The organism is Streptococcus sp. 1559 (assembly GCF_013276735.1).
In the GTDB taxonomy this organism is placed as follows: domain Bacteria; phylum Bacillota; class Bacilli; order Lactobacillales; family Streptococcaceae; genus Streptococcus; species Streptococcus pseudopneumoniae.
The window spans coordinates 1-6112 of the sequence record NZ_VMLO01000089.1 but is presented as its reverse complement, the minus strand read 5'-3'; the positions used below and the strand labels follow the sequence as shown (position 1 = coordinate 6112).

At 42.0% G+C, this 6112-nt stretch carries 6 protein-coding genes and 1 pseudogene; 4 read left to right on the top strand and 3 right to left on the bottom strand.

Going from position 1 to position 6112, the window contains the following annotated elements; all coding sequences use genetic code 11:
• The first annotated feature begins 267 nt into the window (after window positions 1–267).
• The 3 genes from HT688_RS09785 to HT688_RS09775 are packed head-to-tail and all read left to right on the top strand — an operon-like array spanning window position 268 to window position 2887.
• Entirely contained in the window at window positions 268–1326 is a 1059-nt protein-coding gene (locus HT688_RS09785) for an AAA family ATPase (protein ID WP_050208092.1), read from the top strand.
• 9 nt (window positions 1327–1335) lie between these two features.
• Window positions 1336–2115, top strand: coding sequence for a nicotinamide riboside transporter PnuC (gene pnuC, locus HT688_RS09780; protein ID WP_023941179.1), 780 nt, complete (start codon window positions 1336–1338; stop codon window positions 2113–2115).
• A gap of 1 nt (window position 2116) precedes the next feature.
• On the top strand, window positions 2117–2887 hold the full coding sequence (locus HT688_RS09775; protein ID WP_023941177.1) for an NUDIX domain-containing protein: 771 nt from the start codon (window positions 2117–2119) through the stop codon (window positions 2885–2887).
• Window positions 2888–2960: 73 nt separating this feature from the next.
• Here the strand turns inward: HT688_RS09775 and HT688_RS11920 are convergent.
• Window positions 2961–3190: pseudogene (locus tag HT688_RS11920) on the bottom strand (hypothetical protein).
• Window positions 3191–3477: 287 nt separating this feature from the next.
• Here HT688_RS11920 and HT688_RS09770 point away from each other — a divergent pair.
• Window positions 3478–4176, top strand: a complete 699-nt coding sequence (locus tag HT688_RS09770) for a hypothetical protein (protein WP_023936780.1) — start codon at window positions 3478–3480, stop codon at window positions 4174–4176.
• 70 nt (window positions 4177–4246) lie between these two features.
• On the opposite strand, the gene dusB is transcribed toward HT688_RS09770, so the two are convergent.
• Window positions 4247–5227, bottom strand: coding sequence for a tRNA dihydrouridine synthase DusB (gene dusB / locus HT688_RS09765; RefSeq protein WP_000183308.1), 981 nt, complete (start codon window positions 5225–5227; stop codon window positions 4247–4249).
• A complete protein-coding gene (gene hslO, locus HT688_RS09760; RefSeq protein ID WP_050141921.1) occupies window positions 5214–6086 on the bottom strand; it encodes an Hsp33 family molecular chaperone HslO in 873 nt (290 codons plus the stop codon). The genes dusB and hslO overlap by 14 nt, the downstream gene beginning before the upstream one ends.
• Between the last annotated feature and the right edge of the window lie 26 nt (window positions 6087–6112).

Here is a 6112-nt window from a genome sequence, read left to right as displayed (position 1 = left end):
AAACCAAGGCTAATCTTAGCCTTGGCTTGTCAGCCTAACAGCATCAAGCCTCTTATCAAATGAAATCGAGTGCTAGCTATCAGCTAGTTGAACCATCTAATTTTTAGGAGGGCTGGGTGGCTAACTTCATTATAGAACTTTCACTTGGTTCTCTTTTTCGCAATGTTTTTATAAAAATGATAAAAACTATTGACAAAACAAAAATATAGTTTATAATAAAAACATAGATAATAAAAATATCAAAAACTATAAAAAGGCAATGCGTTTATGAAAAAGAAAACAGCAGTGATATTTGGGACATTTGCTCCGCTTCATCAGGGTCATATCGATCTGATCCAGCGAGCCAAGCGGCAGTGTGACCAGGTCTGGGTTGTCGTTTCAGGCTATGAGGGAGATAGAGGGGAGCAGGTAGGTTTAACGCTTCAAAAAAGATTTCGATATATCCGAGAGGCCTTTGGTGATGACGAGTTGACCTCGGTTTGTAAGTTAGATGAGACCAATCTTCCCCGTTACCCTATGGGTTGGCAGGAGTGGTTGGACAAAATGTTAGCGGAGATTTCTTATGATGAAACCCAACAAGAACTGATCTTCTTTGTGGGAGAAGCAGACTATCAGCAAGAATTATCAAATCGTGGCTTTGAGACTGTCTTGCAAGAAAGAAAGTTTGGTATCTCAGAGACTATGATTCGAGAAAACCCAAGCAAATATTGGAAATATATTGCTCAACCCTTCCGACGTCAGTTTACAAAGAAAGTGTTGATTATGGGAAGTGCTAGCAATGGGAAGACCACTCTGGCAAAGGATTTGGCTAGGTATTACGATGCACCAGTCAGCTTGGAATATGCACGTGAGTACCAGATCAAAAACAATGTCCGCGACGATGAATTGACTCCAAAGGATTACTATTATCTCCTGTTGTGGCAGTATGACCAGACCTCTAAGTTAATTGACAGTAATGCCAATAGGGGACTGGTGATAGCAGACACCAACTCCTTAGTAACCAAGGGCTACTATGATTATTACATGGAGTCAGAGGATCAAGGGGACTTATCGGGAGAGACTTTTGATAATCTCTTTGCCTCGATCTTGGCTAAGGAAAAATGGGACTTGATTTTCTTTGTGCAACCTATTGGCTCCTATGTCAATGACGGATTTAGAGATATGACTATGGCAGAAGACCATATTCGTCATAGTTTTTCCCAGCATTTGGACCAGATGAGGGAGCGCTACTTAGCAAACATTCCACTAGTTTATCTAGCTGAGGATTATCTAGGAAATTATGAAGCAGCAAAAGTGGCTATTGATACCATTTACCAAGCAGATTAGGAGAAACATATGAAAAAACTAACTGAAAAAATCACACAATTTATCGAAAACTTTAAAAATGTTCATGCAGAAGCTCGCAAAATCGGTTTTGCAGGAATCATGCACTTGCTCTGGAAAGATCTCTTTGTCGGTCGTAGCCTCTTCCAGTGGTTGTATCTCATCGCCTTGTCAAGTGTTCCCTTTATCTTGGAATTCACTCAAAATATAGATAGTCATGATTGGTTAAGCTTGTTTGTATCTTGGACTGGGATTGTCTGTGTTATCTTGGTAGCAGAAGGTCGTGCAAGCAATTATCTCTTTGGGGCTATTAACTCTGCTATCTATTTGATTTTGGCCATGGATGCGACTTTTTATGGCGAAGTCTTGACGACCGTTTACTTCTTTGTCATGCAGCCGATTGGCCTCTATGCTTGGCTGTCCAACCGTATTAATGACCAAGGAAAAGCAGAAGAATCTCATTTTGAAGCTAAGAAATTATCTATTTTTGATTGGCTCAAGTACTTGGCCTTGACTGCTATCATTTGGATTGGTATGGGCTTGGCTTATCAAAGTATCCATAGTGCTCGCCCTTTCCGTGATAGTGTTACCGATGCGACCAATGGTGTCGGTCAGCTCTTGATGACCCGTCTCTATCGTGAGCAATGGATTTTCTGGATTGCAACCAATCTCTTTAGTATTTATCTCTGGTGGGGTGAAAATATCCACATCCAAGGGATGTACTGGGTTTACACTCTCAATAGTCTAGTAGGTTGGTACCAATGGACCAAGGCAGTTCGTAAGGAGGCATAAAATGACGGACACGATGATTCCAGCAGGGATGGAAAAAGAATATTTTGAAATTCATGCAAGTCAGGAGGAGTTTTTAGATTGGTACTACAAGCAGGAACTCCCTCAATACGAAAAACCAAGTGTGACGGTGGATATGGTAGCCTACTGCTTTGTTGAAGGAAAAATCAAGCTCTTATTAATTCGCCGCAAGGCTCACCCTTATCAAAATTGTTTGGCTCTGGTTGGAGGATTTATGGACAAGGGCGAAGATGCTGCGCATGCCTGTCAGCGTGAGGTGAGAGAAGAAGTCAATCTCGATCTTCCTTTGGAAAAAATTGAGCAATTGATGACCGTATCGACTCCCGGCCGTGATCCACGGGGCTGGACAGTGACCATTGCCCACTTGGTTTATTTGCCTAGTCGTGCATTAGAACTTGTTCAAGCAGGAGACGATGCCAAGGATGTGTTTTTTGTAGATGTCGATTTTCAGACAGGCAAATGCTACCTAGAGGGAGTGGAGTTGGAGGAACAAGCCTTCGCTTTTGACCATTATGCCATTATTCAAGAGTCTATCAAACGAATCCAAGGCCGTCTCGACTGGAATCCGACCTTCCTTTATCTGCTGGAGGAGGAGTTCACTGTCTATGAAGGGACTGAACTGGTCAATCTCATCAACCCCGGTCGTCCAATCGTCAGCAATAACTTTCTCGTAAAATACGGAGAATATGTAGAAGAAGTTGGACTCAAACGAGTGCCTAAAAAGAAACCAAGAAAAACCTATCGATTGAAATAAAAAACGAGGTCGGGATAAAGTTCCTGACCTCTTTGTTTGCCTTTATTAGTTTGCTTTGCTGTTGCGACTGTTTTTAGGGATAGTTATCTTTCTTAGAATTGCTCAACATGTGAGTAAAAAGTCTTTGTATCGATACTTGAGATATTTTTCGTGTAGGAATAACAAAGCTATATAGAAAATCATAAAGACTGTGGTCAGATAGAAGATATCAAACGAAGTTTTGCCATAGTGAGTTGCGGATTTATAGGAACCAATTGCTCCCAAAATCAACCAAGGAAGATACTTGAAATACTTATTTAGTATAAGAGTGCACTTCCTATATTCTATTTCACTGTTATTATATTCCTTTGCAGCTAAATATGTAAGCGATTAAATAAGAGCGATTTAAAAAATTTTAAACAAAATAGGAATTTTTCTCTGTTTTTTCTATTAGATTACGAATAGAAGAGTAGGAGGAGTAAAGGTGTTTAAATTATGTGAGATTTTTAAAATAGTTTAAATAAATTATTGACATATTTAAATCTAAATGTTACAATTCCATTACAAAAAGATTTCTTTATATTTCTAAAATATTACAAAGGAGTAGAAAAATGAAAAAGAAAACCTATATCAAATTGATGGTAGCAACTGTATTGGCTTCTACCTTGCTACTGGGAGCTTGTGGAAATAAAAAGGAAACAACTCAAGCAAGCAGTTCTGCTAAGATAAGCCAGTCATCAAGCTCTAAAGCAGCCTCTTCTAGCAAAGAAAGCAAGACTCAGAAGTCCTCAACTTCAGCTTCATCTGAAAAGGCCAAGGCATCTACTGATCAATCTTCAGCAACTGCAAGGCCATCACAAGTGGCACCTGCACCAGAGCAAAGACAAGGTCAAGAAGTGTCTAATCAACAGGCAGCTAGTCAACAAACTCCTGCTCAGGCTCCTTCAACTCAACAGGCTCCTCAATCCCAGTCTAACCAATCAAGCTATGATCCTACAACTGACCGCAAACTTCAAGACAAACAAGCAGAGCAAAATAAACGCTACAAGGGTGTTTTAACCATGGTAGATGGTGATTTCTCAGCTGCAGCGGGCAATTGGAAGGGAGCAAATGGCGAAACCATCACAGTTTCATCAGGAGGTCAATTCACAGTAGAATCTGCTGATGGAAAGAAAGAAAACTACTCTATCAGAGGCTACTCTTATACTCTTGATGATGGCAAGTATAATGCCAAAATTGGTGGAGGAAAAATCATCCAAATTACAACAGGAGCGGATGGCAAGGTTTCCAGTGTTGCTTTGAGTCAATAATAACCCTTAGTATTTGAATTTTTACAGTCAAAAACCCGTAACCTTTAAGATAGTTACGGGTTTTTGTCTTTTAAGCCTTATCCAATTGCAAGAGGGCTTCAATCTCTGCTAGGGTGCTAGCTTGTGAAATGGCTCCACGGAGTTTGGCAGCACCAGATGTTCCACGGAGGTAGTGAGGAGCGAGTCCTCGGAATTCACGAACTGCGACGTTTTCCCCTTTGAGGTTAATCAAGCGTTTCAAGTGCTCGTAGGCGATTTTCATCTTGTCCTCAAAAGTCAAATCAGGTAGGATTTCTCCTGTTTCAAAGTAATGGTTGATTTGGTTGAAGAGGTAGGGATTTCCCATGGCAGCGCGGCCAATCATAACTGCGTCAGCACCAACTTCTTCGATGCGTTGTTTGGCTTCTTGAACCGTACGGATGTCACCGTTGGCGATAAATGGAATCTTGGTCAAAGCTTGAGCGACCTTGTGAAGGGTCTCAAGGTCTGCGTGACCTGTATACATTTGTTCACGGGTACGGCCATGCATGGCGAGGGCAGAAACACCTGCTGCTTCAGCAGCGAGGGCATTTTCAACTGCCAGAGATGGATCGGCCCAGCCGGTACGCATTTTGACAGTAAGTGGAATATCAAGGACAGATTGAACCTTGTTGATGATCGAGTAAATCTTGTCTGGATCCTTGAGCCACATAGCGCCAGCTTCGTTCTTCACGATTTTGTTAACTGGGCAGCCCATGTTGATATCGACGATATCGGTCTTAGTGTTTTCTTGGATAAATTCTGCTGCGCGTGCTAGGCTGTCTTCATCGCTTCCAAAAAGTTGGATAGAAACTGGGTTTTCTCCCTCATCGATATGAAGCATGTGTAGGGTTTTTTCGTTGTTGTATTGGATTCCCTTGTCAGAGACCATTTCCATGACAACGAGCCCAGCTCCGAGCTCTTTTGCGATGGTGCGAAAGGCTGAGTTGGTGACACCTGCCATAGGTGCTAAAACGGTACGATTGGGAATCTCAACATTGCCAATCATAAAAGGTGTATTAAGATTTGTCACGAATGAGTTCCTCCAGGTCGTTTTCATCAAAGTTGTAAGTTGTTTGGCAGAATTGACAAGTGATTTCTGCCCCGTGGTCTTCCTCTTTCATTTCCTGCAAGTCTGAGCTTGGAAGGCTTGCAAGAGCGTTCATAAAGCGCTCATGGCTACAGTCACATTGGAAACGGATTTCTTCTTCAGAAAGACGCTTGTAGGCCTCGTCACCGTAGATAGCCTTGAGAAGGGCTTCGATATGGTCTTCACTTTCGAGAAGGGTCGAGATAGCTGGCATTTCTTGGATGCGTTTCTCAAAACGGGCAATCTCTTCTTCCTTGGCTCCCGGCAAGACTTGAACTAGGAAACCACCAGCAACCTTAACCTTGTCTTCTTCGTCCAAAAGGACATTGAGGCCGACTGCAGAAGGTGTTTGTTGGCTTTCAGTCAGGTAAAAGGCAAGGTCTTCACCAATTTCTCCAGAGATAAGGGGAGTCATAGAGTTGTAAGGATTTCCAGTACCGTAGTCTGTGATAACGAGGAATTGACCATTTCCAACAAAAGGTCCGACTAGGACTTCACCAGTCGCAGTCTTTTTGATGTCAACACCAGAATTTTGAACATAGCCTTTGACGTTCCCCTTGGTATCAGCGACGGTGATAATAGCACCTAGAGAGCTAGATCCCAACACCTTAACTGTAAGTTTGGTATTTCCTTTTTCATTGGCTGCGAGAATCTGGCTAGCGATAAGAGTTCGACCAAGCGCTACAGTTGAGCTAGCTTGGGTTTGATGTTTTTCTTGAGCAGTGCGGACGGTTTCAGTGCTATCAAGGACAAAAGCACGAAAGGCTCCGCTTTCTGATATAGTTTTAATAATTTTATCCATAGCTACTATTTTAGCATAAAAATGCC

Bases quoted from the DNA above. Each gene is read 5' to 3' on its own strand.
- HT688_RS09785 (WP_050208092.1), top strand. From the start codon at position 268: ATGAAAAAGAAAACAGCAGTGATATTTGGGACATTTGCTCCGCTTCAT.
- pnuC (WP_023941179.1), top strand. From the start codon at position 1,336: ATGAAAAAACTAACTGAAAAAATCACACAATTTATCGAAAACTTTAAA.
- HT688_RS09775 (WP_023941177.1), top strand. From the start codon at position 2,117: ATGACGGACACGATGATTCCAGCAGGGATGGAAAAAGAATATTTTGAA.
- HT688_RS09770 (WP_023936780.1), top strand. From the start codon at position 3,478: ATGAAAAAGAAAACCTATATCAAATTGATGGTAGCAACTGTATTGGCT.
- hslO (WP_050141921.1), bottom strand. From the start codon at position 6,086: ATGGATAAAATTATTAAAACTATATCAGAAAGCGGAGCCTTTCGTGCT.